This is a genomic window from Nocardia sp. NPDC051463 (genome assembly GCF_040681975.1).
Taxonomy (GTDB): domain Bacteria; phylum Actinomycetota; class Actinomycetes; order Mycobacteriales; family Mycobacteriaceae; genus Nocardia.
On sequence record NZ_JBFBAB010000026.1, the window covers coordinates 76,321 to 101,512 of the forward strand.

At 67.0% G+C, this 25,192-nt stretch carries 22 protein-coding genes; 11 read left to right on the forward strand and 11 right to left on the reverse strand.

The genetic code is table 11. The annotated features are described in order from the left end of the window. The first annotated feature begins 104 nt into the window (after positions 1-104). Positions 105-1,283 (forward strand): pyridoxal phosphate-dependent aminotransferase, encoded by a 1,179-nt coding sequence (locus AB0M74_RS27515; RefSeq protein WP_366529188.1) that lies wholly within the window; start codon positions 105-107, stop codon positions 1,281-1,283. Between the two features lie 10 nt (positions 1,284-1,293). Here the strand turns inward: AB0M74_RS27515 and AB0M74_RS27520 are convergent, their stop codons facing one another. After that, on the reverse strand, positions 1,294-1,980 hold the full coding sequence (locus AB0M74_RS27520) for a trimeric intracellular cation channel family protein (protein WP_366529189.1): 687 nt from the start codon (positions 1,978-1,980) through the stop codon (positions 1,294-1,296). A gap of 109 nt (positions 1,981-2,089) precedes the next feature. Continuing rightward, the gene (locus tag AB0M74_RS27525) at positions 2,090-2,734 is read right to left on the reverse strand and encodes a LysE family translocator (RefSeq protein WP_366529190.1); all 645 of its coding nucleotides are present in this window, start codon (positions 2,732-2,734) and stop codon (positions 2,090-2,092) included. 138 nt (positions 2,735-2,872) lie between these two features. Between AB0M74_RS27525 and AB0M74_RS27530 the strand changes: the two genes are divergently transcribed. The 4 genes from AB0M74_RS27530 to AB0M74_RS27545 all read left to right on the forward strand — a co-directional run bounded on the left by AB0M74_RS27530 (position 2,873) and on the right by AB0M74_RS27545 (position 7,400). Further along, positions 2,873-4,531, forward strand: a complete 1,659-nt coding sequence (locus tag AB0M74_RS27530) for a DNA repair helicase XPB (protein WP_366529191.1) — start codon at positions 2,873-2,875, stop codon at positions 4,529-4,531. A 41-nt stretch (positions 4,532-4,572) separates the two neighbouring features. Next, positions 4,573-5,241, forward strand: a complete 669-nt coding sequence (locus AB0M74_RS27535) for a DUF3239 domain-containing protein (protein WP_366529192.1) — start codon at positions 4,573-4,575, stop codon at positions 5,239-5,241. Between the two features lie 53 nt (positions 5,242-5,294). Then, a complete protein-coding gene (locus AB0M74_RS27540; protein ID WP_366529193.1) occupies positions 5,295-5,933 on the forward strand; it encodes a LysE family translocator in 639 nt (212 codons plus the stop codon). A gap of 72 nt (positions 5,934-6,005) precedes the next feature. Further along, positions 6,006-7,400, forward strand: coding sequence for a M1 family metallopeptidase (locus AB0M74_RS27545; RefSeq protein ID WP_366529194.1), 1,395 nt, complete (start codon positions 6,006-6,008; stop codon positions 7,398-7,400). 10 nt (positions 7,401-7,410) lie between these two features. On the opposite strand, the gene AB0M74_RS27550 is transcribed toward AB0M74_RS27545, so the two are convergent. Beyond that, positions 7,411-8,232, reverse strand: coding sequence for a hypothetical protein (locus AB0M74_RS27550; RefSeq protein ID WP_366529195.1), 822 nt, complete (start codon positions 8,230-8,232; stop codon positions 7,411-7,413). Positions 8,233-8,546: 314 nt separating this feature from the next. Between AB0M74_RS27550 and AB0M74_RS27555 the strand changes: the two genes are divergently transcribed. After that, positions 8,547-9,074: a hypothetical protein gene (locus AB0M74_RS27555; protein WP_366529196.1), complete on the forward strand. Its 528-nt coding sequence runs from the start codon at positions 8,547-8,549 to the stop codon at positions 9,072-9,074. 16 nt (positions 9,075-9,090) lie between these two features. On the opposite strand, the gene AB0M74_RS27560 is transcribed toward AB0M74_RS27555, so the two are convergent. Further along, complete coding sequence (locus AB0M74_RS27560; protein WP_366529197.1) at positions 9,091-11,388, reverse strand: helicase-associated domain-containing protein; 2,298 nt, start codon at positions 11,386-11,388, stop codon at positions 9,091-9,093. 107 nt (positions 11,389-11,495) lie between these two features. Between AB0M74_RS27560 and AB0M74_RS27565 the strand changes: the two genes are divergently transcribed. Continuing rightward, positions 11,496-11,684, forward strand: a complete 189-nt coding sequence (locus AB0M74_RS27565) for a hypothetical protein (RefSeq protein WP_366529198.1) — start codon at positions 11,496-11,498, stop codon at positions 11,682-11,684. Positions 11,685-11,773: 89 nt separating this feature from the next. Here AB0M74_RS27565 and AB0M74_RS27570 read toward each other — a convergent pair whose 3' ends face one another. Next, the gene (locus AB0M74_RS27570) at positions 11,774-12,409 is read right to left on the reverse strand and encodes a transglycosylase family protein (RefSeq protein ID WP_366529199.1); all 636 of its coding nucleotides are present in this window, start codon (positions 12,407-12,409) and stop codon (positions 11,774-11,776) included. 370 nt (positions 12,410-12,779) lie between these two features. Continuing rightward, positions 12,780-13,022, reverse strand: coding sequence for a hypothetical protein (locus AB0M74_RS27575; RefSeq protein WP_366529200.1), 243 nt, complete (start codon positions 13,020-13,022; stop codon positions 12,780-12,782). Between the two features lie 200 nt (positions 13,023-13,222). Between AB0M74_RS27575 and AB0M74_RS27580 the strand changes: the two genes are divergently transcribed. Continuing rightward, complete coding sequence (locus AB0M74_RS27580) at positions 13,223-13,648, forward strand: cold-shock protein (RefSeq protein WP_328412716.1); 426 nt, start codon at positions 13,223-13,225, stop codon at positions 13,646-13,648. 90 nt (positions 13,649-13,738) lie between these two features. Here the strand turns inward: AB0M74_RS27580 and AB0M74_RS27585 are convergent, their stop codons facing one another. The 3 genes from AB0M74_RS27585 to AB0M74_RS27595 form a co-directional block, all read right to left on the reverse strand. After that, a complete protein-coding gene (locus tag AB0M74_RS27585; RefSeq protein WP_366529201.1) occupies positions 13,739-14,329 on the reverse strand; it encodes a DUF2771 domain-containing protein in 591 nt (196 codons plus the stop codon). 153 nt (positions 14,330-14,482) lie between these two features. Then, a complete protein-coding gene (locus AB0M74_RS27590; protein WP_366529202.1) occupies positions 14,483-16,333 on the reverse strand; it encodes an MFS transporter in 1,851 nt (616 codons plus the stop codon). Positions 16,334-16,509: 176 nt separating this feature from the next. Continuing rightward, complete coding sequence (locus AB0M74_RS27595; RefSeq protein WP_366529203.1) at positions 16,510-17,283, reverse strand: glutaminyl-peptide cyclotransferase; 774 nt, start codon at positions 17,281-17,283, stop codon at positions 16,510-16,512. 17 nt (positions 17,284-17,300) lie between these two features. Between AB0M74_RS27595 and AB0M74_RS27600 the strand changes: the two genes are divergently transcribed. Then, positions 17,301-18,824 carry a DUF3027 domain-containing protein gene (locus AB0M74_RS27600; RefSeq protein ID WP_366529204.1) on the forward strand — a complete coding sequence of 508 codons (1,524 nt, stop codon included), beginning with the start codon at positions 17,301-17,303 and terminating at the stop codon, positions 18,822-18,824. Continuing rightward, a complete protein-coding gene (locus tag AB0M74_RS27605) occupies positions 18,821-22,066 on the forward strand; it encodes an ATP-binding protein (RefSeq protein WP_366529220.1) in 3,246 nt (1,081 codons plus the stop codon). The genes AB0M74_RS27600 and AB0M74_RS27605 overlap by 4 nt, the downstream gene beginning before the upstream one ends. Before the next feature lie 73 nt (positions 22,067-22,139). On the opposite strand, the gene AB0M74_RS27610 is transcribed toward AB0M74_RS27605, so the two are convergent. Then, on the reverse strand, positions 22,140-22,754 hold the full coding sequence (locus AB0M74_RS27610) for a TetR family transcriptional regulator (protein ID WP_366529205.1): 615 nt from the start codon (positions 22,752-22,754) through the stop codon (positions 22,140-22,142). 128 nt (positions 22,755-22,882) lie between these two features. Here AB0M74_RS27610 and AB0M74_RS27615 point away from each other — a divergent pair, with 128 nt between their 5' ends. Beyond that, positions 22,883-24,949, forward strand: a complete 2,067-nt coding sequence (locus AB0M74_RS27615; RefSeq protein ID WP_366529206.1) for a neutral/alkaline ceramidase — start codon at positions 22,883-22,885, stop codon at positions 24,947-24,949. Positions 24,950-24,951: 2 nt separating this feature from the next. On the opposite strand, the gene AB0M74_RS27620 is transcribed toward AB0M74_RS27615, so the two are convergent. Beyond that, positions 24,952-25,191, reverse strand: a complete 240-nt coding sequence (locus tag AB0M74_RS27620; RefSeq protein ID WP_366529207.1) for a DUF2530 domain-containing protein — start codon at positions 25,189-25,191, stop codon at positions 24,952-24,954. Position 25,192: the final 1 nt, after the last annotated feature.

Here is a 25,192-nt window from a genome sequence, read left to right on the forward strand (position 1 = left end):
AGGGCAACGCACAACCTTGCAGGTAGAAGGCCCAAATGAGAAGTGAAACATAGCCATTCGCTATCTAATGGCAACAATAGCGACCGCTGGGCTACTCTCCGGATATGCCCACGCGTCCCGCTACTGTCGCCCGCTTGCGCCCCTTCGCCTCGACGATTTTCGCTGAGATGACCGAGCTCGCCATCCGTCACGATGCGGTCAATCTCGGCCAGGGCTTTCCCGATACCGACGGTCCGGCCGGGATGCTGGAGGTCGCGCGGCGGGCCATCGCCGACGGCCTCAATCAGTACCCGCCGGGGCGTGGCATGCCGGTGCTGCGTCGCGCTGTTGCCGATGATCGCGCCCGCCGGTACGGCACCCAGTACGACCCGGACGCCCAGGTACTGGTCACCGTCGGCGCGACCGAGGCGATCAGCGCCGCGATGCTCGGCCTGGTCGAACCGGGCCAGGAAGTCGTGCTGATCGAGCCCTATTACGACTCCTACGCGGCCGCGGTGGCCTTGGCCGGTGCGACGCGGCGGACGGCTCGGCTGGTGCCCGACGGTGACCGCTTCGTCCTCGACCTGGACAGCCTGCGCGCCGCCATCACGCCCGCCACCCGGATGCTGGTGGTGAATTCACCACACAACCCGACCGGAACCATCCTCGGCCGCGCCGACCTCACAGCGATCGCCGACCTCGCCTGTGCGCACGACCTGCTGGTGCTCACCGACGAGGTGTACGAACACCTCGTCTACGACGGCGCCGAGCACATCAGCATCGCCACGCTGCCCGGCATGGCCGAGCGCACCATCGTGGTGTCCAGCGCGGCAAAGACTTTCAGCGTCACCGGATGGAAGACCGGGTGGGCGTGCGGTCCGGCGGACCTCATCGACGGTGTGCTCGCCGCCAAGCAGTTCATGACGTTTGTGGCAGGTGGTCCGTTCCAGCCCGCCGTCGCGCACGCCTTGAACAATGAGTTGGGCTGGGTGGACGGTCTGCGAGACACCTTGTCGGACAAGCGACTCCGGCTCTCGACGGCGCTCGCGGACACCGGGTTCGAGGTGAAGGCCAGTGCGGGAGGCTATTTCGTCTGCGCCGACATCACCCCGATGGGGGCCTCCGACGGGCTGGCCTTCTGTCGGGCGCTGCCGGAGCGGATCGGCGTCGCCGCCGTGCCGGTCAGCGTGTTCGCTGATGACAAAGAGGCATGGAATCGACTGGTGCGCTTCACCTTTTGTAAACGGGACGAAATACTGGACGAGGGTGTCCGGCGGCTGCGCGCAGGCGTGCGCGTGAGTTGAGACCAGGCCGTCAGCGCAATGTTCCGTCCGGACGCATGGTGTGCCTGGCCAGCGGCGCGCGCCACCGGTAGCGGCGCGCGAGCAACCGCACCGCAATGGCGATCAGTGCCGCGAGGAAACCTGTCCATGCCCGGTAGGCGCCGAAATGCAGTAGCACCGCTGTGGTCGCCGCACCGAAAAGAGCAGGCACCGCGTACAGCTCCTGATCCGGGCGCAGCACGCTCGGCACCTGCCCACAGAGCACGTCCCTGATCACGCCACCTCCGATGGCGGTGACCATGCCGAGCAGCGCCGCGGTCGGGGCGCCGGTGCCTTGGGAGTAGGCGACGACGGTGCCGGTGACGCAGAACAGCCCGAGCCCGATCGCGTCGGCGATCTCGAGTGGGCCGCGGGTCAGTCGGCTTGTCGGGTGCCGGAAGAACAGGACGAGCGCGGTCAGCAGCGATGCGCTGAGGTAGGTCAGGTCGGTGAATGCCGAGGGCGGCGTGCGTCCGATGAGCAGGTCGCGGATGACCCCGCCGCCGAGCGCGGTGCTGCAGGCCAGCACCGCCATACCGAAGATATCGAGGTTCTTGCGCACCGCGAGCAGCGCACCGGAGGTGGCGAAGGCGATTACGCCGAGCAGCTCGCCGATCCGCTGTGCGGCATTGACCGCCGAGTCGAACTGTGTCGCCATGATGTCGAGTTCGGCGCCCATGAATCCGTTCCCTTCCGAGTGCACTCTGCTCGAGCAGAGTTGCACGACGGGGGAGCTGTGAGATCCGCGACACCCTGGTTACCAGTGCTGGATGGGGTGAGTGGCGTGATCAGGCCGGGGTAGGCCGTGCGCGGTCGGTCGCGAGCAGCACCGCGATGGTGCCGAGCATCGAGCCCATCACGTACCGCTGCGCGCGCAGCCACAGCGGCCTGCCGGCGAGGAATGTCGAGATGCCGCCCGCACCGAGGACGATCAGGCAGTTCACCGCCAGCGCCACCGTGATCTGCACCATGCCCAGGCACAGACTCTGCAGCCACACCCGCCCGTGGTCGGGCACCACGAACTGGGGAATCAATGCCATGTACATGATCGCGATCTTGGGATTGAGCAGATTGGTGACCATGCCCATGGCGAACAGCCGCCGCGTCGGATCGGCGGGCAGTGCCGTCGGTGCGAACACCGAGGTGCCGCCGGGGCGCAGCGCCTGCCAGGCCAGCCACAGGAGGTAGCCCGCGCCCGCCACCTTCACCGCCAGGTACAACCCGGGAACCACCGCGAACACCGCGGTAATGCCCGCGGTCGCGGCCGCCAGATACACCGCGAAGCCGGCTGCCACCCCGCTCAGCGACACCAATCCGGCCCGGCGTCCCTGCGAGACGGTGCGTGAGACCAGATACATCATGTTCGGACCCGGCGTGAGCACCATGCCGAGTGCCGCTGCCGCCACGCCGATAGTCGCTGCCGTCTCGATCATGCTGCCGATCGTCGCCGACGGACCCACCGCTCGTCTCGGTCCAGTTCGAGGCCGCTGGACATGTGACCCCGACCGTTCCGCCCGCCGAGCTGTCGGTGGGTTCAGGGAGAATGGTCCGGAGCCAAACTAGGAGGCACCGTGACCGACGGTCCGCTGATCGTTCAGAGTGACAAGACGCTGCTGCTGGAGGTCGACCACGAGATGGCCGATGCGGCGCGGCAGTCCATCGCGCCGTTCGCGGAGTTGGAGCGGGCACCGGAGCATGTGCACACCTATCGGGTGACGCCGCTGGCGCTGTGGAATGCGCGGGCCGCCGGGCACGATGCCGAGCAGGTGGTGGACGCCCTCGTCAGTTTCTCGCGGTATGCGGTGCCGCAGCCCCTGCTGGTGGACATCGTCGACACGATGGCCAGATACGGGCGGTTGCAACTGATGAAACACCCGGCACACGGGCTGGTCCTGATCAGCCTGGATCGGGCGGTGCTCGAGGAAGTGCTGCGGCACAAGAAGATCGCGCCGATGCTCGGCGCCCGCCTCGACGACGACACGGTGGTGGTGCATCCGTCCGAGCGCGGTCGGATCAAGCAGATGCTGCTCAAGATCGGCTGGCCCGCGGAGGATCTGGCGGGCTATGTCGACGGCGAAGCCCATCAGATCGACCTGGACTACACCGGCGGCGCCTGGCACCTGCGCGACTACCAGGAGATGGCAGCCGATTCCTTCTGGGCAGGCGGCTCGGGTGTCGTGGTGCTGCCCTGTGGCGCGGGCAAGACGATGGTCGGCGCTGCGGCGATGGCCAAAGCGAAGGCGACGACGCTGATCCTCGTCACCAACACCGTGGCAGGCAGGCAATGGCGCAGGGAACTGCTCGCGCGGACCTCGCTGACCGAGGACGAGATCGGCGAGTACTCCGGTGAACGCAAGGAGGTCAGGCCGGTCACCATCGCGACATATCAGGTGATCACCCGCCGAACCAAGGGCGAATACAAGCATCTCGAGCTGTTCGACAGCCGCGATTGGGGCCTGGTCATCTACGACGAGGTGCACCTGCTGCCCGCTCCGGTCTTCCGGATGACCGCCGACTTGCAGTCGCGCCGCAGGCTCGGCCTGACCGCGACCCTGGTGCGCGAGGACGGTCGTGAAGGCGATGTGTTCTCGCTGATCGGTCCGAAGCGCTACGACGCACCCTGGAAGGACATCGAAGCGCAGGGCTGGATCGCTCCCGCCGACTGCGTGGAGGTCAGGGTGACGCTGACCGACGCCGAGCGGATGTCCTATGCCACCGCGGAGCCCGAGGAGCGGTACAAGCTGTGTTCGACCGCTCGCACGAAAATCGCTGTGGTGGAGTCGATCCTGGCCAATCACAAGGACGCGCCGACATTGGTGATCGGCGCGTACTTGGATCAGCTCGACGAATTGGGCGTCGCATTGAATGCGCCGGTGATCCAGGGTTCGACGAAAACCAAAGAGCGCGAAGAGCTTTTCGAGGCATTCCGGCGCGGCGACATCCCGGTTCTCGTAGTGAGCAAGGTCGCAAATTTCTCCATTGATCTGCCGGAAGCATCGGTCGCGGTGCAGGTTTCGGGAACATTCGGTTCGCGTCAGGAAGAAGCCCAGCGGCTCGGTCGGCTGTTGCGACCGAAACACGACGGTGGCCAAGCCCACTTCTATTCGGTCGTCGCGCGTGACACGCTGGACGCCGAATATGCCGCGCATCGCCAGCGCTTTCTCGCCGAACAGGGGTACGCGTATCGCATTACGGATGCCGACGACTTGCTGGGGCCGGCCATCGGTTAAGCGGAGGCGAATTCTCCGCAACGTGTGTTAGGAATGAGGACGTGCGACGCTTCGAATTCGCGGTCGACCGCGGGCATGCCCACGCGGTCAACGAGGTCTTCGCCGACCTACGTCGACTGCGCATCATGGCCGTCGCGGCCGCGATCATCGCCGCGACGGCCACTGCCTACCTGATCTGGCTGAATCATCCATGGGCCTACCTGCTCGCCGTCGCCTTCGCACTCGGAGCCGTGACCGCACTCTGGGTTGCGCTGTGGACGCCGCGCCGGGCCGGCATCGAGAAGCTGTACGCAGATGGAGAACTTGTCCCCGCGGTGGTCTCCGAAACCCATCCCAGCGGGGTAGTGCTGCTCGCGCTGGTCGACGTGTCGAGATCGGAGGCGACTGCTCCGGTCTATGCCCTGGTGATCAGGAAGGTGCGCGACCTGCCAGGTCATGAGAAGCGTGCGGGTGAACGGGTGCCGTCGGTGGCGGTGCGCACCGATCGCGCGCCACGGCAGGTCGGCGAGCGGTGGCAGTCGGTCAGCGCGATGCCGATTGCGTGGGGCACTCGCGACGGCGAGGTCATCGAACGGGCTCGCGCCGCGATCAGCGAGGTCGAGTGGCGCCTGCTGACCGACAATCTCGCGCTCGCCGATAAGGTGCGCCGCGCCCCGGCCAAGCGCCTGCTGCTCGACCCGCACCAATTGCCCGACGATCTCGGCGCATGAGTTGACCTGTGATGTTCCGGAATTCGGATTGCGCGGACGCCTAGACTCGGAAGATGGTGCCCACAACTCATCTGCTGGCGTTCTGTGCCGCATCGCTGTTGATCATCATCATTCCCGGGCCCGGCGTCCTGTTCACGATCGGTCGGGCGCTCGCGCTCGGCCGCAGGGCCGCCTTCGTCTCGGTGCTCGGGCACGCGGCGGGAGTTTTCGTCGCGTTGCTGTTCGTCGCCGTCGGTCTCGGCGCCCTCGTGGCGACCTCCGCGCTCGCACTCACCGTGGTGAAAGTCGCCGGCGCGCTGTATTTGATGTATCTCGGGGTCCAGGCGTTCCGACAGCGCAAGGCGTTGCGGGAGGCATTGGGCGCACGGGTCGACAGGTCGTCCGATACCAGGGTCTTCCGGCAGGGTGCGCTCGTCGGGTTGACCAATCCGAAGTCGATCGTCTTCTTCTCGGCGGTGCTCCCGCAATTCGCGGACCCGGAGGCGGGCGCGATGCCGTTGCAGTTCCTGATCCTCGGCGCCATTTTCCTCGGCATCGCCTTGGTCTCCGATAGTGCCTGGGGCATGCTCGCGGCCTCGGCGCGCTCGTGGTTCGCACGGTCGCCGCGGCGGCTGGAGGCAGTCGGTGGCGCGGGCGGCATGATGATCTTCGGTCTCGGCGCGTCGGTCGCGCTCACCGGTACTGCCGACTGAGGCGACTACCATCCACCAAGGTCGGTACTGCGGTACCGGGACGCAGGGGTGGCGGAAAGGGGTGGTGGTCGCATGAGGTTGTCCGGCATGTTGTGTGCCGCGGTGGCCGGTGTGCTGGTGACCGTCGCCGCGGCGCCCGCGAACGCGGATCCACTGATCGGTGCACCCGGCCTCGGCGATCCGTACTACCCGATGGACGGTAACGGCGGCTACGACGCCCGCCACTACGACGTCACCCTCGACTACGACCCGCCGAGTAGGCAACTGGCCGCGACAACCCGGATCGACGCGATCGCCACCCAACCGCTGCGGGTGTTCAACCTCGACTTCGATGGTCCCGAGGTGCGGATGGTGTCGGTGAACAGCCTGCCCGCCGCCTTCGACCGCAACGGTGAGCACGAGCTGACCGTGACACCACTGCTGCCGTTGTTGCCCGGTCTGCCGTTCACCGTGACAGTCGACTACGCGGGTCCCGCCGAGGACGTCACCGGGGAGGGCTGGACCCTCGCGCCGAGCGGCGGCGCCTTCGTCGCGGGTGAACCGCATTCCGCCACCACCTGGTACCCGCTCAACGACACACCGCTGGACAAGGCCACCTTTGCTCTGCACGCGACCGTCCCCGCGGAATGGGAAGTCGTCTCCAACGGCGTTCGGACACAGGACGCGGTCATCGGCACCGAGCGGGCGGTTACCTGGCAGTCACATCAACCGGTGCTCGGCTATCTGACCACCGTCGCCATCGATCGATTCACCTACCTCGAGCAGCGTCGCGCCAACGGCACGCCGCTGCTGAGCGCCTTCGCCCCGGATGCGCAGGACAACAGGGCGGAGGAACAGCGGTTGCCCGAGATCCTGGACTTCGTCGAATCGCTGTACGGTCCTTACCCGTTCGAGGCCGCGGGTGGCATCTACGTCGATAGCGAGCTGGAGTTCTCGCTGGAAACCCAAACCAGGCCGATTTACGCGCCGTGGACCGACCTGCGAACCGTGGTGCACGAAATCACCCATCAGTGGTGGGGCGATTCGGTATCGGTGCGGCAATGGTCCGACATCTGCCTGAACGAATGCTTCGCCAGTTATACCGCCGATTATCTGTGGCCGGAGCGAATGGAAGGGGCGGACGTCGACGCCGATTACCGCGACACCATCCAGAAGTACCGTGACATGCAGGAGTTCTGGGACATTCCGCTGGCGAACCCTGGGGTCGGACACGAATTCAGCTCCGTCTATTACCGTGGCCCGTTGTTCCTGCACGCACTGCGTAAACAGCTCGGCGACGACATATTCTTCGCCGCCGTTCGGGAATTCAATGTCGCCCATGCCTACGGCAATGCGTCCATGTCGGACTTCCGCGCTTTCCTACAGTCGAAATCCAGCACCGATCTGAGCGGGTTCTTCGGATCCTGGCTCGACCAGGCGGCGGTGCCTGCCGACGAGTATCTCTTCCCGGGATCGCTGTGCGGCTGAGGGCGCGCCATCATGAGTCGATGCGCTCATGAGCCTTGTCCACCCAGCGTTGCGCGCGATCGAGTTGCTTTTGCGCCGAACGCAATTGATCCTGCGCGGCGCGGTCCGCGGTGCGGGCGAACTGCTTCTGCTGTTCGGCGTGGGCCAGTTCCTCCCGCAGGGTGACGAGGCGAGATTTGCTCTCGGCCAGTAGATTTGCCGCTGCATCACGGGCTGATTGCGCTGAATCCCTTGCCGTGCGCGCAGATTCGAGTTCTTCGAGTGCTTCATCGAGTTTCTGGTGTGCGGTGTCCGCGGATCTGGTGTCCGCGGGCTCGGGTGGCGCGGCGGTGTCGGCGACCGCGGTGAGCGCCGGGCCTGCCGGGCCGAATCCTTCGTAGGTCGCAGCGGTGGTCAGGGTTGCGGTGCGGACCTGTTCGGCGACGTCGGCATCGGCGAGTGCCGCGACCAGCGTCTGACCCACCTCGCGCAGCACCCCCGCACCGACCGGATGGCCGTGATCGGCGGCCAGCGCCCCCGCCCGTTCCGTGAGGGCGCGCACAACCTGTTGGCGCTGTGCGGTGAGGCTGCGTAGCTGGTCAGTGGATAATTCGCGCTGCGCGGTGCGCAGCGCGGCGCCGAGCTGCAGCAGCGCGGCGACCTCCGCTGGAAGCGTGCGGGCCAGGAGGTTCACCGTCCAGGCCGTGACCGTCGGTTTGCGTAATCTGCCGATGGCCGCGGCGAGTTCTTTATCGCCCGCGTCCTTGGCGGCTTTGACCCGATCGGCCCTGGCGGCAACGAACTCACCTGGGGCGAGTCCGTACAAGTCGACGGCAACCTCCGCGAGGGTCATACTTTCCAAGCGTAACGATCCAGCCTCTTCGAGCGAAACAGAGCTCGGATTGCTTGACCGCCCACGGTGTGGGCGAACTGCGAAAGGCATTGATAGTGGACTTTTTTGGGATTCAGTTCCTCGGCCGCCTGCTGCCCTCCATCCTTGGCTACTCGATGTTGGGAATGTACAGCCTCGGCATGCGCTGACCGCCTCTGCCCATAGACCGGGCACGCCGAAGATCGTCCGAAGTGCAGATGCGGTTCCGGCGACCGTGAGGGTATCCTCACCGCGTTCACGACTACCGTGAACGCGTTCGGTGAGAGAGGTTTCAGGTGAAGATCCCAGGCACGAGGCTGCTGGCACGAATTGTGCTTGCTCTCCTGGCAGTGGCCGCGGTCGCGGTCGCGGTGACCGGTTGTTCGGCGATCAAGGATGCGAGCAAGTCCGACACGGCAAAAGCCAAGGTTGGTGATTGCATCAATGTCATCAAAGGCTCGGCCGTCGACTCGAAGACCGAGCCGGTCGATTGCTCGTCGGGTAAGGCCGTGTACAAGATTGTGCAGTCCTACGATACGAAGACCGACTGCGCGGAGGATTACACCTCCTACGAGGAGACCTTGAACGGCGGCACCACCGCGTTCCTGTGCCTCGCGCCGAATTTCAAGCAGGGCAGCTGCTACGCCGACAACAACCTCACCGGATACCAGTACGCGGATTGCGCATCCAACGAGGCCAATTTCCGGGTTATTCAGCGGATCGACGGACAGGTCGACGAACTGCTCTGTGGCGCCGAATCGGATAAATTCCTGACCGTCTCCGACCCCAAGACGACTTTCTGCCTCGGCAGGCCGAAGGCCTGAGCAGGCGCCGAACCGCTCATTCCAGTAGAGCCACCGATGCGATCCGGTGCAAGGTGAAGTGCCGGACCGCGCCGGTGACTGGGTCCAGCGCATCGAGTTGGCCGTTGCCCACTTTCAACGGCTCGACAACGCGCTGGGTCGCGATGCCCGACGCATCGACATAGCCGATATTGACCGACCGCCGCACTCGCGCCGCCAATTGCAGCAGCGCAAGAGTCGCGGCGGTACTGGTTCGGGTGCCATCGGGGCGCACCGCCTGCCCGTTGCGGGCGCTCGCGGCGCGCTCGCCCGCGCGCAGTTCGGCGACAAGCAACGTCAGCTGTTCGGTGCTCGGTGGGGTCGGCCGATAGGGCTGGCGCGCATTCGGCCGGATCATGATGCGTGCGCCGCGTGGCCGCAGATCGACGATGGTGCCCGCCGAGTCCTCCCCCGCGGGCGCGAATCCGGCCGCGCGTAGCTGCTCGAGCAGCTCGCCCAAGGGGGCCTGCGCAATGGCGACCGTAGGGGCGATCGCGCGCAGCGCCAGTGTGGCCGCCACGGGTGCGGCAAGGACCTGCGCAAGTAGTGCGGGGTCGTCGCTGCGCACGAACGACTGGGCCATCCCGGCCCGCAGCTGCCCGTGCCGCCTGGCCACATCGTCGATCAGATAGGTCAGCGCCTGCGGAATCGGCGTGCGGGAGTGCAACGTGAACAGTGTATGCAGTTCGGCCGCCGTCATACCCGCGTCCAGCGCGCGCCGCACCGAGGTCTCGCCGATCCGGTACACGGTTGCCGCGCCCGCCGATTCGACGTCGGCGACCAACGCGATCTGCTGCTGTAGATCCGCCGTCAGCGGGCCGGGTGCGATGACTGTCAGATCGGCCTGCACCAGCACGTGGTCGACAGGGGCAGGCAATGCCGACTCCATGGCAGCCTCGGCATCGGCCGCGCTGGTCGGCGCGCCGTGTAGGAGCGCCCTGGCCGGCGAGCCGAGCCCGCCACGGCCGACGAAGCCGAGCGCCGCCGCTTCCCGTAGCGTGTTCTCGACCGCCTCCGAGCGAAAGTGCCTGCGCCAGCGCGGTTGCCGCCACGCCATGATCTTGCCGATATCGGCGGGGTCGAGTGCAGTGCCGGAGGGATATTCGCCGAGCAGATTCAGTATCGCGCGCCGATCTCGGGGCGCGTGCGGGGTGCGCAGCTCGATCGCCAGCGCTGCCAGTGGCTTGTCGTTGGCGTCGCGCATCCCGATCATCCATGGCATCCGGTCCAGGTCGAGCCAGGCCAGCGCGAGGGTGACCCAGCGTCGGGCGAGTGGGGCCTCGCGCCAGCTGTCGGCGGCAGACGTCGGCGCCCAGAAATCATCGGTGGAGTCGAATTCCGGTGGCGGATCCGGTAGGCCCTTCTCGACCAGCTTCGCCGCCGCGAGCAGTTCGACGAGCAACCCGGCTCGGGCTTCGTCGACTCCGGTCTGTTTGGCGATGCGACGCAATTCCCGCACCCCGAGCCCGCCGGCCCGCAATGCCGGAGCCGGTGCCTGGCCGAGCGCTTCCAGCACGTCGGCGCAGTGCCGCAACAACTCTCCCACTTCGCCCGCCGCGACCGCGTTGATGTCCGAGGGAGCCTGTTTGCTCGGCCGCGGCTGTGGTGGCGTGAGGGCATGCGGGTGGGTCACCGGTTCACGCCGCAGCACCTGGCCGACGGTCACCGGCAGTTCGACGGTCTCCTCGTCGATCCAGTGCAACAGTCTGCGCGTCAGCAACTGCTGGATCGGGCGGTCCGCCGGTGTGCCGGGCGCCGCGTCCCTGCTGCGCCCACGCGGGCCGGTGGTGGCAAGTTTGTCCAGCAGTGCCCGCTCGGCGGGTGCGATCTGCGCGAGAGCGGCAACCACCTCGGGTTCGGTGAGCGCATCCGGGATCTCGGTGGTGCTGCCGATGGGCCACGGCAGCGCCTCGGCGGCCGCGGGCACCAAATGCAGGTCCTCGCCGTCGGCCCAGACGAGCGCGCGGTCGGTCAAACGCTCCAGTGCGGTATCGAGTGCGGCCGCGCTCACGCGTTCGCTCAGCTGCACGTGCAGCGCGCCGCGCGATAGCGGGGTGGCCGCCCGATCGGAGCGGGTGACGCCGTGCACGGCAAGAGTTTCCACGATCGCGAACTCGAGGGTGGTCAAATCGTCGGTGGCGCGCAGCACCGACGCACGTTGCTCGGCGCGCGCGGCAAGCACCGCCATCGACGAGGGCAGTGGCACGGCCAGATCGGGCCGGAGTTCGAGCAAGGCCACGAGCTGGGCATCACTGCGGGCGCCGAGCCATCCGGCCAAGGAGTCGGTCGCGGTCATCGAGTCCAGCCTACGGTGCAGCGCAGTTGCTCGTCGGGGCAGGACTATGCATTTCGGCACCCGACCTGTATGGCCTCGGAGCTATAGCGCCGGGTTAGCATGGGCCGGTGGTGAACAAATCGAAGAAACCCTACGTCGACAATGGCTGGCCCACGGTGGCCGAAGGTGACCATGCGGTTACCGAGCTCTCGTCGGCTCGTTCCGGTGGCCTCTCGCCCTACGGTGAGGACACCGAGTTTCCGGTTCCGGCCGATCAGCTGCCGTACATGCACCCGAACACGGTGATCAACCGCTGATCATGGGCGGAAGGCCCGCGGATACGAAAAGGTCCCCGCATCGTCGTTGATGCGGGGACCTTTTTCGTGAACGAGATTGTGACCGAAGCTCAGGAGGGGAGCAGTCCCTTGTTGGCTTCGAAGAAGTTGATGACGTTCGGATCGAGCTTCATGTTGCTCGCCTTGGCGCCACTGAGGAAGTCGAGGGCTTCCTGCGGGATCTGCACGCCCTGCGCCTGAACAACGGCGACGGCGCGGTCGACCGCGGAGAAGACTTGCTGCGAGCTGTCTGCCGGCTGCACCTCGAGCGGGGTCTGCTCGGCGGGCTGCCAGCGCGGCGCGGCGTCCGGCGACTTCGGCGCGGTGCGCACGGACGGTGCGCTGCTCAGGCCGAGGTTGGACGAGCAGGAGGGCCAAGCGCCCCAGCCCTGGCTGGCGAGGACCTTTTCGGCGACAACGATTTGCTGTTCGCGGCTGGCCTGGTTGGCGGTCGCGGCGTACTCGCCGCCTCCGTGCGCGCTCCAGGTGCTCGGCGAGAACTGCAGTCCGCCCTGAAAACCGTTGCCGGTGTTGATACCCCAGTTGCCGCCTGCCTCGCACTGCGCGAGACGATCCCAGTCGGAGTCCGGTGCCGCAGCGGCGTTGCCGGCAAGGGCTACACCGGCGGTACCGATGATGGCGCCGGTGACGGCGACCTTGGCAACAGTGCGCCCGGTGGAGGTTGGCTTGCGATGGCGTCCACTCATATCGGGTTCTTCTGCCTCTCCTACGCACCTGCACGTGGCCCGGACTGAGAGGTCGTCCGTCCGCCCTCACCCCTATTTCCGTCGGGGTCCGGTACCCGCGGGGTGAGGCTTGGTGCGGCGGGCCGGTGGTTGCCGGGTGTCCCGGCTGGATAAGACGGTACGACGATCGCCGCGAAAAATCACTATTTGGTAACCGGCGTGTGCGGACGGGTCTCGGAGCGGTCTCGGTGTGGCCCCGAAGCTTTCGCGCAGCTTAGAAGTGGTGTGAACCAGCCGATAGGGGGCCGTCACCACTCTGTGACCTCCTCGTTATGTGACGAGGATCACACTGATGATTTGGTAACGGCCGGCTCGGGTAACCGGGTTCGCGTCAGCGGGAGCGACGACCGGACCACAACGCGTACCCCACGCCGACCAAGAATCCGAGCGGCGCGAGCATGGCGATCAGGTATAGCCAGAGCCCCGGCGTGGCGTCGCTGACAATCGGCGTCAGAAAAATCGCGACAATCGCCAGCAAGCCGATCGCGAAGAGGCCGAGTGCGAGGTACAACAGCCGGTCGCTCGAGCGGCGCCCGGACCCACTCGAAGGCGGTGGCGCGGATGGGTTCGTCACTCGAAGACCGTAAAACTGATGTGCTTGCGTTATTGGCACCGGGGTAGACTCGATGACTGTCGCGTCCTGCATGCTGTGGGGCGCGTTCTTTTCGCAAACTGACAGGATCTCTCTCGCGATGCTTCGCGCGGTAGATCCTGGGCAGACGGGTGTGCTCGGTCCGATGGGGGCCGAGTTTCGATGACGAACGGGTGATGGCAGTGCCGACCGGCAGGGTTAAGTGGTACGACGTCGAAAAGGGCTTCGGCTTCCTTTCCCAGGACGAGGGTGAGGACGTCTATGTCCGTTCCTCAGCGCTGCCCGAGGGCATCGAATCGCTCAAGCCCGGCCAGCGTGTCGAATTCGGCATGGCCGCAGGGCGTCGCGGGCCGCAGGCACTGAGCCTGAAGGTGCTCGAGGCGCCGCCGTCGGTCCGTCAGGGCCAAGAGCGTGAGCGTGGCGCACACCGCGAGCCGGCCGTCCGTAAGCACACGCCGGACGAACTGCACGGGATGGTCGAGGACATGATCACCCTGCTCGAGGCCAAGGTGCAGCCGGACCTGCGCAAGGGCAAGTACCCGGATCGCAAGACCGCGCAACGTATTTCCGAGGTCGTCCGCGCTGTCGCGCGCGAACTGGATCACTGAGGGTGCCGACTCGCCGGGACGCGAATGCGCCCGGCGAGTCGGCCACCTCGCGAAACCGGTGGTGGCACAGGGGGTCCCGCGCAGTGGTTTCTACAGCGTGCTGATCGACCAGGCGGCGTGCGGAAGGTAGAACTCTTGGCCCGTCTCGTCTTTGGCGAGGATGGGTAGCTGCATCTCGACGCCGATCAGGCGCAGCTCCGGCTCCGGCTTCGAGTCGATGGTCAGATTGAGCGCACCCTTGGGATAGTCGTTGCGGCTGACGATGCGGTCTACGGTGTCGCCGTTGGGCAGCATGTACACCAGTCGGGCGATCCACGGCGCATCCGCGATCCTCCTGGGCAGCGACATCTGCAGCGGATACCCCGCAGGCACCTCCAGATGGACCGTCTTGCCGGTCTGGCAATCCGGCGTCGACTCACCACAGGGCAGCCGGGAGAAGATCGAGCCCACATCGGCGTTTCCGCCGCGCTCCGGCAGGATTCGGCAGTCCCGCATCAACGGTGTGCAGTAGCCGTACGGCCGCACTGTGATGGCGGTGCCGTGTGCGTAGGCGGTGATCTCGGGCTCGCGCTCGGGGGCGTTGCGGACCAGCACCGCGAGTACGCCGACGAAGGCGACGACGAACACCAGTGCGGCGGCTGCGCCGAGCACGATGATGGTGCGGGTCCCTGGCTTTGTCACGACTGCGCCTCGCCGACGCAGGGCTCCGTCGTCAGCGGGGCTGCTGTGTTCGTGGCTCGCTCGCCGCGCTCACTCACGACTGCGCCTCGCTGAGGCTGGGCTCCGTGGTGAGCGGGGCCGCTGTGTTTATGGCTCGCTCGCTGCGCTCGCTCACTAGATGGGATCTCCTATCCCTCGTTGGTGGATGCGTTGGGTGTCGCCACCGCGTTGTCTGCCTGCCTCGGGAGCATGCGGTCGAGCGTGGGCAATTTCCTGCTCGGCATGCTGCGGCCGGTTGCCACCGAGACCTGGTAGCAGGGAGTGACCTCGAAAGCTGACGAAGGTCTGGACCAGTCCGACCACGAGTATCGCCGACACCACCGCGAAACCCTTCCAATAGTCGGTCGGCAGCAGCACACCGGCCGCGCCGCCGACGACCCAGCTGAGCTGCAGCACGGTCTCCGACCGGCCGAAGCCGGAGGCGATCGACTCCGGTGGCAGGTCGTCCTGGATCGAGGCGTCCAGCGAGACCTTCGCCAGCGCGCTCGCGCCGGCCGCGACGAGCGTCGCGAGCGCCGCGCCGAGCAGATTGTTCGCAAACACCGCGAACAGCGCGATGAGGGTGCACGCCGCGGTGCAGCCGAGCACGATCAGGGAGGGCTTGCCGAGTTTGAGGCGGGCGCCGGTGGCGTTGCCGGTGAAGTTACCGATGGCCGCGGCAACGCCGACCACACCGAGCACGGCCGCCTGCTGGACACCACCGTGCTCGGTCGCCTTGGCGACGAAGGCCACATAGAAGGTAAGGAACCCGGTCAGCACCCGGATGGCGCTGTTGCCCCAGAGTCCGGTGACGACCGATCGGCCGAGTGGCTGCCTGCGCTTGCGCGGCGGGACGGTGGCTTCCTTCTTCGGATCGAGCACCTCGGTGTTGGCGTGGTAGCTGAGGGTCGCGGGGACCTCACCCTCGGTGACTTCGACCCAGCGCGGGATGCGCAGGCTCAGATAGGCGCCCGCGACGGCGATCGCGGTCGCGAAAATCAGTGCGCCCGTCGAACTCGCTATCGCGGCGGCGAGTGCGGCGATAGCGCCGGCACCGATGGTGCCGCCGACCAGACCGAATACGGTGAGCCGAGAGTTGGTGCGCACCAGATCGATATCCGGCGGCAGCACGCGTGGCGTCACCGCGCTCTTGAGCACCGAGAACGATTTGCTTCCGACCATCATGCACAGGGCGAGCGGATAGAGCGCCCAGGTGTCGAAAGCCACGATCAGCGCCACGGTGACCACTGCGCGCAGGGCGAACGAGGAGGCGAGCGCGAGCCTGCGTCCGCGCTGCAGGCGGTCGAGCAGCGGTCCGATGAGTGGTGCGATCACCGCGAACGGCGCGATGGTGATCAGCAGATACAGCGCGACCTTCGACTTGCTCTCCGCGCTCGCGCTCGCGAAGAACAGCGTGTTGGCGAGGGCAACCGCGATGGCCGCGTCGAGGGCGAAGTTCGCCATGGTGGCGTAGGTCAGCGCGGTGAGGCCCGACTTGTCCGCGCCGTCGGCCTTCGCCGCGCGCTGGAAGGAGGCGATACCGCGCATGGTCAGTTCCTGGCCACGCATCGCGGCGACCCTGGTGACGGTCAGCTTGCGGGGGACTCGTTGCTCGTCGGGCCCGGTCGCGGCGGTGCTGTCCGGCTCGGCGTACTCGCCGGGCTCGGGTCGATGTAGTGGCTGTTTGCGCATGTCAGGGGCGGATTGATCGTGCGAATCCGGCATGCGGCGTGTGTCGGACTCCGCGGTGTCGGCCGGTTCGGGCCGGGTTTCGGGTAGTCGTCGGGTATCGAATTCCGGCGGGTGGTCGGCGGCGGGCGGTCGGCGGCGCCCGTGCTCGGGACCCAGTGGCGGTAGCGGCCGTCGAGGCGCAGGTTCGTTGGGCGGCGGATATCGGTCGAAACCGGGGTGCCGTTCGATCGGCGGAGCCTCCTCGCCTTCCCGCGGACCATGGTCAGGGCCGGAGGGATCGCGGGGAGTATTCACGCATCAATTCTGACTCATCGGTCTCGTCGCGTCTCAGGCCGGACGCCCGGTGTGGGAAGTGTGTTGGCCCGGGCCAGAGGCCCAATGCTCGACTGAGCTCCAGGCATACCCGGCGATTCACCCGTGCACTCACGAACCCGTCGTTGCGTGGCAACACGATTGGGAGCCTGCTGTGTTCAAGCGGGCACGAATCGGACCTCGAACATGGTCGGCCAGTACTTGCCGGTGAGCAGGAAGCGGTCGGTGCCCGGGAGGTGAGCGATTCCGTTGAGCACATCGGTGCGGGCGCGAGTGGTGGGTGTGAGCAGGCCGCGGGCATCGATTTCGGCCAGTACGCGGCCGGTCTCGGGATCGATGCGCAGGATCGTGTCGGTGGGGTAGTCGTTGGCGTACACCGAACCGTCGGCGGCGCAATCGAGTTCGTTCAGGTGGGCGTTGCGACGGCCGGTGAGGGTGACGGTGCCGGTCGCTGCGAAGGTGACCGCGTCGCGAAAGGTGAGTGTGCCGGTGCCGTCGCTCATGACCAGCTTGCCCGCGCGGGTGCAGATGCCCCAGCCCTCGCCGTTGTAGGACACGCGGCCGCGTTCGGCCAGTGTCCGTGGATCTCTGGCGAAGGCGACCCCGTCCTTCCAGGTGATCTGCCAGAGGGTGCCTGCGGCAGGCGACACGCCCTCGCCGAAGTACGGCTCGGGCAGATCGACGCGCGCCAGTTCGGCCCCGGTGGTCAGATCGGTCGCGCGGATACTCGACGCGCCCGGCTTACCGGTGCCTTCGTAGAGCACGTTGCTGTCGATGTCGAGGCCTTGGGTGAACGCCGAAGGATCGTGCGGACGGGTGCCGATGACCTCGATTTTCATCCGTTGTGGTTGGTCGTCTGCGCTGCCACAGCCGGTCGATGCGAGCAAGCTGACCAGTACTGCGACGGCCAACGAACGCCGATTGCGCTCCATACGGCAAAATGTAGGCCGTGAGCGCAGTTTCTGTTTCGGAGTCCGGCGTGTGGCCGATCCTGGCCGACGCCGTCGACGTGGCCCGTCGAGCGCTCGTGGAGTTGGAGCCCGCCGGGGTCGGCGCGCATTTGGGGGTGACCGCGGAGGACGCGAGTGCGGCGACGCACCGTTTCGAAGCCACCCTGCCCGGCTACCACGGCTGGCAGTGGGCCGTCGTCGTCGCGGCCGCACCCGGTGCGACCTACGCCACGGTCAGCGAGTCGGCCTTGCTGCCCGGCCCCGATGCCTTGGTCGCGCCCGATTTCGTGCCATGGGATCAGCGGGTCCGTCCCGGCGATCTGGCGCCCGGCGACCTCCTCGCCCCGCTGCCCAACGATCCGCGGTTGGTGCCCGGGTACGTCGCCAATGGCGACCCGGCGGTCGACGAGGTCGCCCGCGACATCGGCCTCGGCCGCACCAAGGTGCTGAGCCTCGAAGGCCGGGAGGAAGCAGCCGAGCGCTGGTACGCCGAGTTCGGCCCCGATACCGAGATGGCCAAGGCGGCCCCGTCCACCTGCGGCCTCTGCGGCTTCTACCTGCCACTGGCAGGTGCCATGCGCGCCGCCTTCGGCGTGTGTGGCAACGCGATGGGCGCGGACGGCCGAGTGGTGCACGTCGAATACGGCTGCGGCGCGCACTCCGACACCGTCGTCCCTACCGGCGGCGGCTCCCCGCTTTACGAGGCCTACGACGACGCGGCATTCGACGTGATCACCTCGGAAGCCGCACACAAGCCCGCATCGGAAGCGGCGCAGCCCCCGGTCACGACGAAGACCGAGCCATCGACCACCGACGCCGATTCGAGCGCCGGCACCCTGGCTCCCGCGGCCGAATCCGACACAGTGATCGATTCGGTCGGTACCGAGGTCGAATCGACTCCGGGTGCGGCGGGTGATGTTGCGGCTGAGCCGAGTGCGGTGGGCGAGGCGGATGCTGCGGTTCTGGTGACTGCCGAAGTCGAGGCGGCATCGACTGCCGACGTGGCTGGTGGTGTTGCGGTTGAGTCGACCACGGCGACGGACTCCGATGCTGGGACTGCGGTGAGCATTCCTGGAGGCTCGACTGCTGGGGCGGTGAGCGCTGGGCTCCCGAGTGATGATGTGGCGGAGGCGGGCCGCGTGGCCGCGGTGGATGTGGCGGGCGGGACGGCTGCGCAGGCTGGCGCGGCCCGGGTCGGCGATAGTGCTGCTGAGCAGAGCGTCGTCGGCGAGTTCGGCGCTGCGGTTTCGGTGCGTGCGGAGGGCGTGCGGAGTCCTCAGGGCGAGTCGAGTGACGAAGCTGTCGGCGGTGCCACCGCGCTGGAAGTGTCCCCATCGAGCACCGATTCGGTACACACCGACCAAGCCTCTTCGGTCCAGGATTCGGCTGCTGCCGAGCCGGATTCCAGCTCCGCATCGGTTTCGAGTGATGCTGCGGAGCAGGCGCTGAGCGCACAGGCCGCTGGGGACACGGATGAGCCGGGTACCAATCGGCCGGAGTCCGAATCATCGGCACGGAGCTGAACGAGGCGGCCGAGGCGTCCGATCCGTTCGGCACCTCGGCACTGCGTGTTGCAGTCCTCGCCGCGTGGCGTGATTCGCCGACCCGGCTGCGAGAGGATGCCGCCACCGAGGCGGATCTGGTGCGTGCGGGGTATCGGGATCGACTGCTGACCGAGTTGGCGCAGAATGCCGCCGATGCCGCGGCGAAGGCGGGCGTGCCGGGCCGCCTGATCGTCCGGCTCGACGAGCACACCATGTGCATCTCGAATACTGGTGCACCACTGGATACTTCCGGTGTGCACGCCCTCACCGCGCTGCGCGCCTCCGCGAAGGCGAATCCGGCCGCCAGCGTCGGCCGGTTCGGTGTCGGCTTCACCGCGGTGCTGTCGGTGAGCGACGACATCGAGGTGCGCTCGACCACTGGCTCGCTGCGTTTCTCGCGCGAGAACACCTGGAACACACTGCACGACAACGACATCGATGTGCCGGGCGCGGACGGCGATTTCACCCCACCGGTGCTGCGTCTTGCCTGGCCGAGCGCCGCCGTCCCCACCGACGGCGATACCGAAGTGGTGCTACGCCTGCGCGACGACATCGATCCCGATGCGCTGCTCGCCGGGATGCGTGCCGAAGCCATCGACCTACTGCTGGAACTGCCCGCCCTGCACAGCATCCGAATCGGTGACGACGAGCTCACCGCCACGATCACCGATCTCGGCGCTGCCGATCCGGAGCGGGCCGGCCTGTGCGAGCTGCGCATCACCGGCCAGGACAGCACACAAGTCTGGTGGCAGTACCGGACTCCCCGGGCCCGCTGGCTGCTTCCGGTCCGCAACGGCCGACCGGCGACCACCACCCCGGATGTCCTGCGAGCCCCCACCCGATCCGACGAGGAACTGTCGCTACCGGCGCTCCTGATCGCCGATATCCCCATGCAGCCGGACCGCCGCCGCCTGCTCCCGGGTGCCCACCTCACCGAACTGGCAACGGGATATAGCGATTTCGCCAGAGCCCTCCCACTCCGTGACCGCCTCATCCTGGTTCCGGCACCCGGCTTCGCACGTAGCCAGCCCGATGCCCTGCTCCGCGAAGCGCTGATCCGCGAACTCCAGACCCACGCCTGGCTCCCGGTGGTAACCGGCCTCTCCGATGCGCCCTCGACGGCCATCGGTGACGTCGATTCGCTGTGGGCCGATCCTCTCCCGGAAAGCGCTGCCGCCCTCGGGTTCGCCGCTGACAGTGCTCCGACCCGTTCCGGTGCTGCCTCGGCCGACGAAGAATTCGGTGTCGTATCGGAGTCGGTCGATGATAGGTCCCCGACCGCTGCGTCACTGAGCGTTGGTGGCACGGCAGGTGGTCGTGCCGGCGTGGATTCGCCGTTGGGCCGCGAAGTATCGAATGGCGCGGTGTCCGACCGGGCGTCGGCGAGTGCGGTAAGCCCCACTGCCCCGTCTGATTCGGCTGCCCCCGGCCGAGATGACCAGGGATCACCGGTGGGCGCGGGACTGCCCGATGACGGCCCCGCCCTCGCCCTGGCCGCTGCGCACGGCGATGACGTTGCCGAGGGCTTTGCGGTGAGCCGGGCAGTGTCGGGGATTGCGGTGGGGACGGCTGTGCCGACTCGGGCGAGCGTGTTCGCTGGGCTCACCGCGGAGCTGGCCGGGCTGATCGATGATGTGGTCGGGCCGTTGGTGATTCCGGAGTTGTCCGGGCGTGCGCACAGCGAGGCGCTGGGTGTGCTGGATGTGCACCGGCTGGGGCTGGCTCGCCTTGCGGAGCTATCGGGTGGGTTGGAGCGTTCGCCGCAGTGGTGGTATTCGCTGTATGCGGCGCTGGAGCCGTTCGTCGTCGATCCACTGACCGCCGAGGAGTTGGGGGCGCTTGCGGTGCCGCTGGCCGATGGGCGGCTCGTGACCGGTCCGCGCACGGTGGTGTTGGACGATCGGCTCGCGGACCCCATTCCGGTGCACTGGGCGCGGCTCGTGCATCCGGAGGCGGTACATCCGCTGCTGGCTCGGTTGGGAGCGCGTACCGCCACCGCCGAGGATTTGCTGAGTGATCCTGGGCTGCGTGCCGAGCTGGAGGATCATCCCGGCGATCCGGATACTGTGGACGCGGTACTCCGGCTCGCGGTCACCGCCGATCCGCTCGCGTTGCCGTCCTGGCTGGGGTTACTCGAATTGCCCGATAGCTCAGGGGAATTGCTACCCGCTGATGAGCTGTTGCTGCCGGGCGCTCCGCTGCGTGATCTGTTGGTCGAGGATTCGCCGTTCGGGACAGCGGCCGAGGATCTGGTCGAGGGCTACGGCGCGCAGGCGCTGCGGGCTGTGGGCGTCGGCTGGGATTTCAGCATTGTCATCGAGGCGGATCCGACCGGCCCGGACCATCATCTGGACGACGAGGAACACTGGTGGTCGGGACTGCCGCAGGACCCGCCCGAGCTGGCCGCCGTCCGCGACCTGGACCTGGTGGCCGAGGCCGCCTGGCCGGAAGCGCTGCGGCAGTTGGCTTCCGGTGATCGAACCAGGCGGCTGCTCACCGATCCCGACGGCTACACCGCGTGGTGGCTACGCAGGCATGCCCGCGTAGACGGCACGGTGCTCGGACTGCTGCGTCACCCTGCCGACACCGAATTCGCCGGCCTGCTTACCGAATTCGCTGCTCCCGGCCTGGGCTGTCAGGACATCGACGCTGTGCGTGCCGTCCTGGCCGACCCTGACGCCATCACCCCGGACCTGGCCGCAGCCCTGCTGACGGCTCTCGCTGATCCAGCGAAAACGCCTGTGCCCGAAGTTATTTCGCGAACCCACGCCCGGTTGGCCGCCGCGGTGGCGGCGGACCGGCTCGACCTGGCCGACCTCGATCTGCCCGATCGGGTGCGCGCATTGTCCGGTGCTGTGGTCGATCCAGGCGACGCCTTCGTGCTCGACCAGCCGTGGTTCGGCCTTGCTCTGCCGCCCGAACGCCTTGTCGTCGGCGATGTCGATACGGCGCCGGCCTTGTCGAGGTTGCTCGATCTTCCGCTCGTCTCCGAGGCGGTCACCGCCGAAGTGCTCGGCACCGGCCGCCGGACAACATGGTCGGCAGAACCGCTCGGGGTGGTGCTGCGCCAGCTCTTCGCACTCGCCCCACAGCAAGGAGATCTGGTGGTGCACAACGACCTTCGGATACGTCTGCACGGGGCTGTGACCGGCACGGTTGCCGTCGCGTGGTGGCGGGACGGCGCAACCACGCATGTGCGCATGCCGCAGGCGCAGGGCTGATTGTTGGTGGGTCCGGCCGTGGCTCGCCACGGCCGAGATAGCCACTGTGTCCGGCGCGCTACGGGTTACCCGCCTATTCCGCGTAGTTCGACACCATTTGGCTGAGCAGGTCCAACTGCCCGCGGACGCTCTCGCTGTCGTTGTCCACCAGCCAGCGCAGCACGATCCCGTCGATCACACTGAGGGTGAACCGGCTCAGGTCGTGCACCGGCATCGTGAACCGGCTTCTTGTCGCATCGCGCGCGTGATCGAGGAGGTCGGCGACGGTGGAGTCGTTGAATGCGTACTGTTCGCGCGCAATCGCGAGTTTCGCCGGTGTTTGTTCGCCTTCACGAAGTGCGTAAGTCGTCGTTTCGTAAGTGAGTAGCTGTCGTTCCGGTGTAGCTTCAATGTTCAGCCACATCAGTTCGAGTCCGGCACGCACCAATTTCTGAAGCGCTTCTTTTCCACTTCCGACGTCTTGCCAAACTGTTTCATTGGCGTCGACAGAATCGCGTAATTCCATCGACAACGCTTTGACCAGCTCGGTCATCAGCGCGTCCTTGTTTTCGAAACAGTAATGCACCACACCGAGCGAAACACCTGCCGCCTGAGCCACATCGCGCGTGGTCACGCCCGCCACGCCTTTTTTCTCGGCAAGGCCGATGGCTGCCTCGATAAGGTGGGCCCTTCGTTCTTCGACGCTCAATCGGGAGGACACCTCAGGGAGTTAAGCGTTCAAGAAGCGTGCAGTCAATTCGCGCGGCGAAAAAATCTAGACTGGACGAGCGTCCAGTTGTGTGGTTCGCTGCACAGTGGGATCGAAGGGAGACGCGTATGCCCGTGTCGCGAAGGACCGTTTTGGCTCGAACCGTGGCGGGTTCGGCCACGCTGGCTACCGCGGCGGCGGTGGCCACGGTGCCGGGCGTAACCATGGCATCGAGTGCGCCCGCTGCGGCCGCACCGGAGTCCGGCGGATACCTCATCGGCCTCGGTATTTCCGACATCACGGGCCCGGCCGCCGAATGCGGAATGATGGGCTACTCGCAGTTCGAGCAGCAGACCGCGGGCATTCACCTGCGCCCGCGCGCCCGCGCGTTCATCATCGCCACTGCCGAGCGGCGAATCGTGTTCGCGGTCGCGGAGAACGGCATGATCTTTCAGTCCGTGCACCGTGGCGTCCTGCTCGAGCTCGCTCGACGCTTCGGCGACCTGTACACCGAGCAGAATGTGTTGCTCACCTCGACGCACTCGCACGCGACCTGTGGTGGTTCCAGCAACGATTACGCATACAACCTGTCGATCCTCGGTTTTCAGCAGCAGGTCTACGACGCCGAAGTGAACGGCATCGTAGAGGCGATCGCGGCCGCACACACCGATCTCGGTCCGGGCGCGCTCGGGCTCGGCCGCAGCGAACTGCACGATGCCAGCGTGAACCGCTCCCGTGTCGCCTTCGACCGCAACCCCGATGTGGACACACAGCATTTCCCACAGGCCATCGATCCGGCAGTCACCGCGCTGTCGATTGTCAAGGGCGGCAGACAAGTCGGCGCCATCACCTGGTTCGCGACGCACAACACCTCGATGACCAACCAGAACCGGTTGATCAGCGCGGACAACAAGGGCTACGCGTCCTTCTCCTTCGAGCACATCGAACACGGCGTCCGATATCTCGACGGCGCCGCCGATTTCATCGCCGCCTTCGCCCAGACCAACGCGGGCGACATGTCGCCGAACCTGAACCTGCGCCCGGGCTCCGGCCCCACCGAGGACGAGTTCGAGAACACTCGTATCCTCGGTGAACGGCAGTATCACGCGGCGAAAGCCGCTCTTGCCGAAGCGAAGTCGTTGGCCGGACCGGTCGACTCGATGCTCTGTTATATCGACCTCGCCGACCTCGCCGTCGACGGTCGCTTCACCCCGGATGGCCTGCCGCGCCACACTGCCCCCGCGGCCGCGGGCGTTTCGCTCATCGCGGGCAGTACCGAGGACGGCCCCGGCCTACCGGGGATTCCCATTCCGGAGGGTGTGCGCAACCCGTTCATCGATGCGTTCGGCAACCCCGACGTCCCGGCGCCTGCGTGGCTCGCGGATGCCCAGGCGCCCAAAGCGATCGTCGCCCCACTCGGTCTGTTGCCGCCGGTGCCGTGGGTGCCGAGCGTGGTGCCGATCCAGATCGTCCGCATCGGTGAGCTCTACCTGGCGGGTGGCGGCGGAGAATTCACCATCGTCTCCGGCCTGCGGATTCGCCGCGCGGTGGCGGCGGCCCTCGGCGTCTCGCTGGAGCAGGTGCTGATGCAGGGTTATGCGAATGCCTACCATGAATACGTCACCACCCCAGAGGAATACGACTCTCAGCAGTACGAAGGTGGGTCGACCCTGTTCGGCCGCTACACCCTGAGCGCCTACCTACAGGAATTCACCCGACTGGCAACGGCTTTCGCTGCTCGTCAGCAGGTTCCCCGGGGTCCGGCCCCGCGCGACGTGTCCGCCATGCAGCCGAATTTCCAGCCCGCGCCAGGACCCGACACCACGCCACCCGGGCGCACCTTCGGTGACGTGCTGGTCCAGCCCGCCGCGACCGCGGCCCGCGGCACCCGCGTCGCGGCCGAATTCGTTTCCGCTCACCCGAAGCACAATCCACGCCGCAACGACACCTTCCTGGAAGTACAACGGCGCAACAGTTCCGGCGAGTGGGTGCGCGTCGCCAACGAGGGCGAATGGGCCGTGCGATTCCACTGGAGCAAGCGCGGTGCTGCCGAATCCGTCGCCCGCTTCACCTGGGATGTCCCGTCCGATGCGACGCTGGGTCGTTACCGCCTACAGCACTACGCGGACAGCCTGAACCCGAACGGCGTACTACACCCGTTCACCGGTACCACCGACGAATTCGACGTGGTCTGAGGCTAGAGGCCGGTTTGCGCGCCCTTGTCGCCACGCCGCGCGCCACGGCGCTGGATCGCGAAGATCGTGTACCCGAGCAGGCCGACGGCCAGCCCCATGAGACATACCGGGCGAGTCGACTCCCAACGCTCGCCACTGGCCCACACCACTACCGTGGCGATCAGCCACAGCGCACTGCCAACAGCGAGTACCGGCCGTGGATCGGTGAGCCGCTGCGGGATCTCGGGCACTTTCTGCGTCACC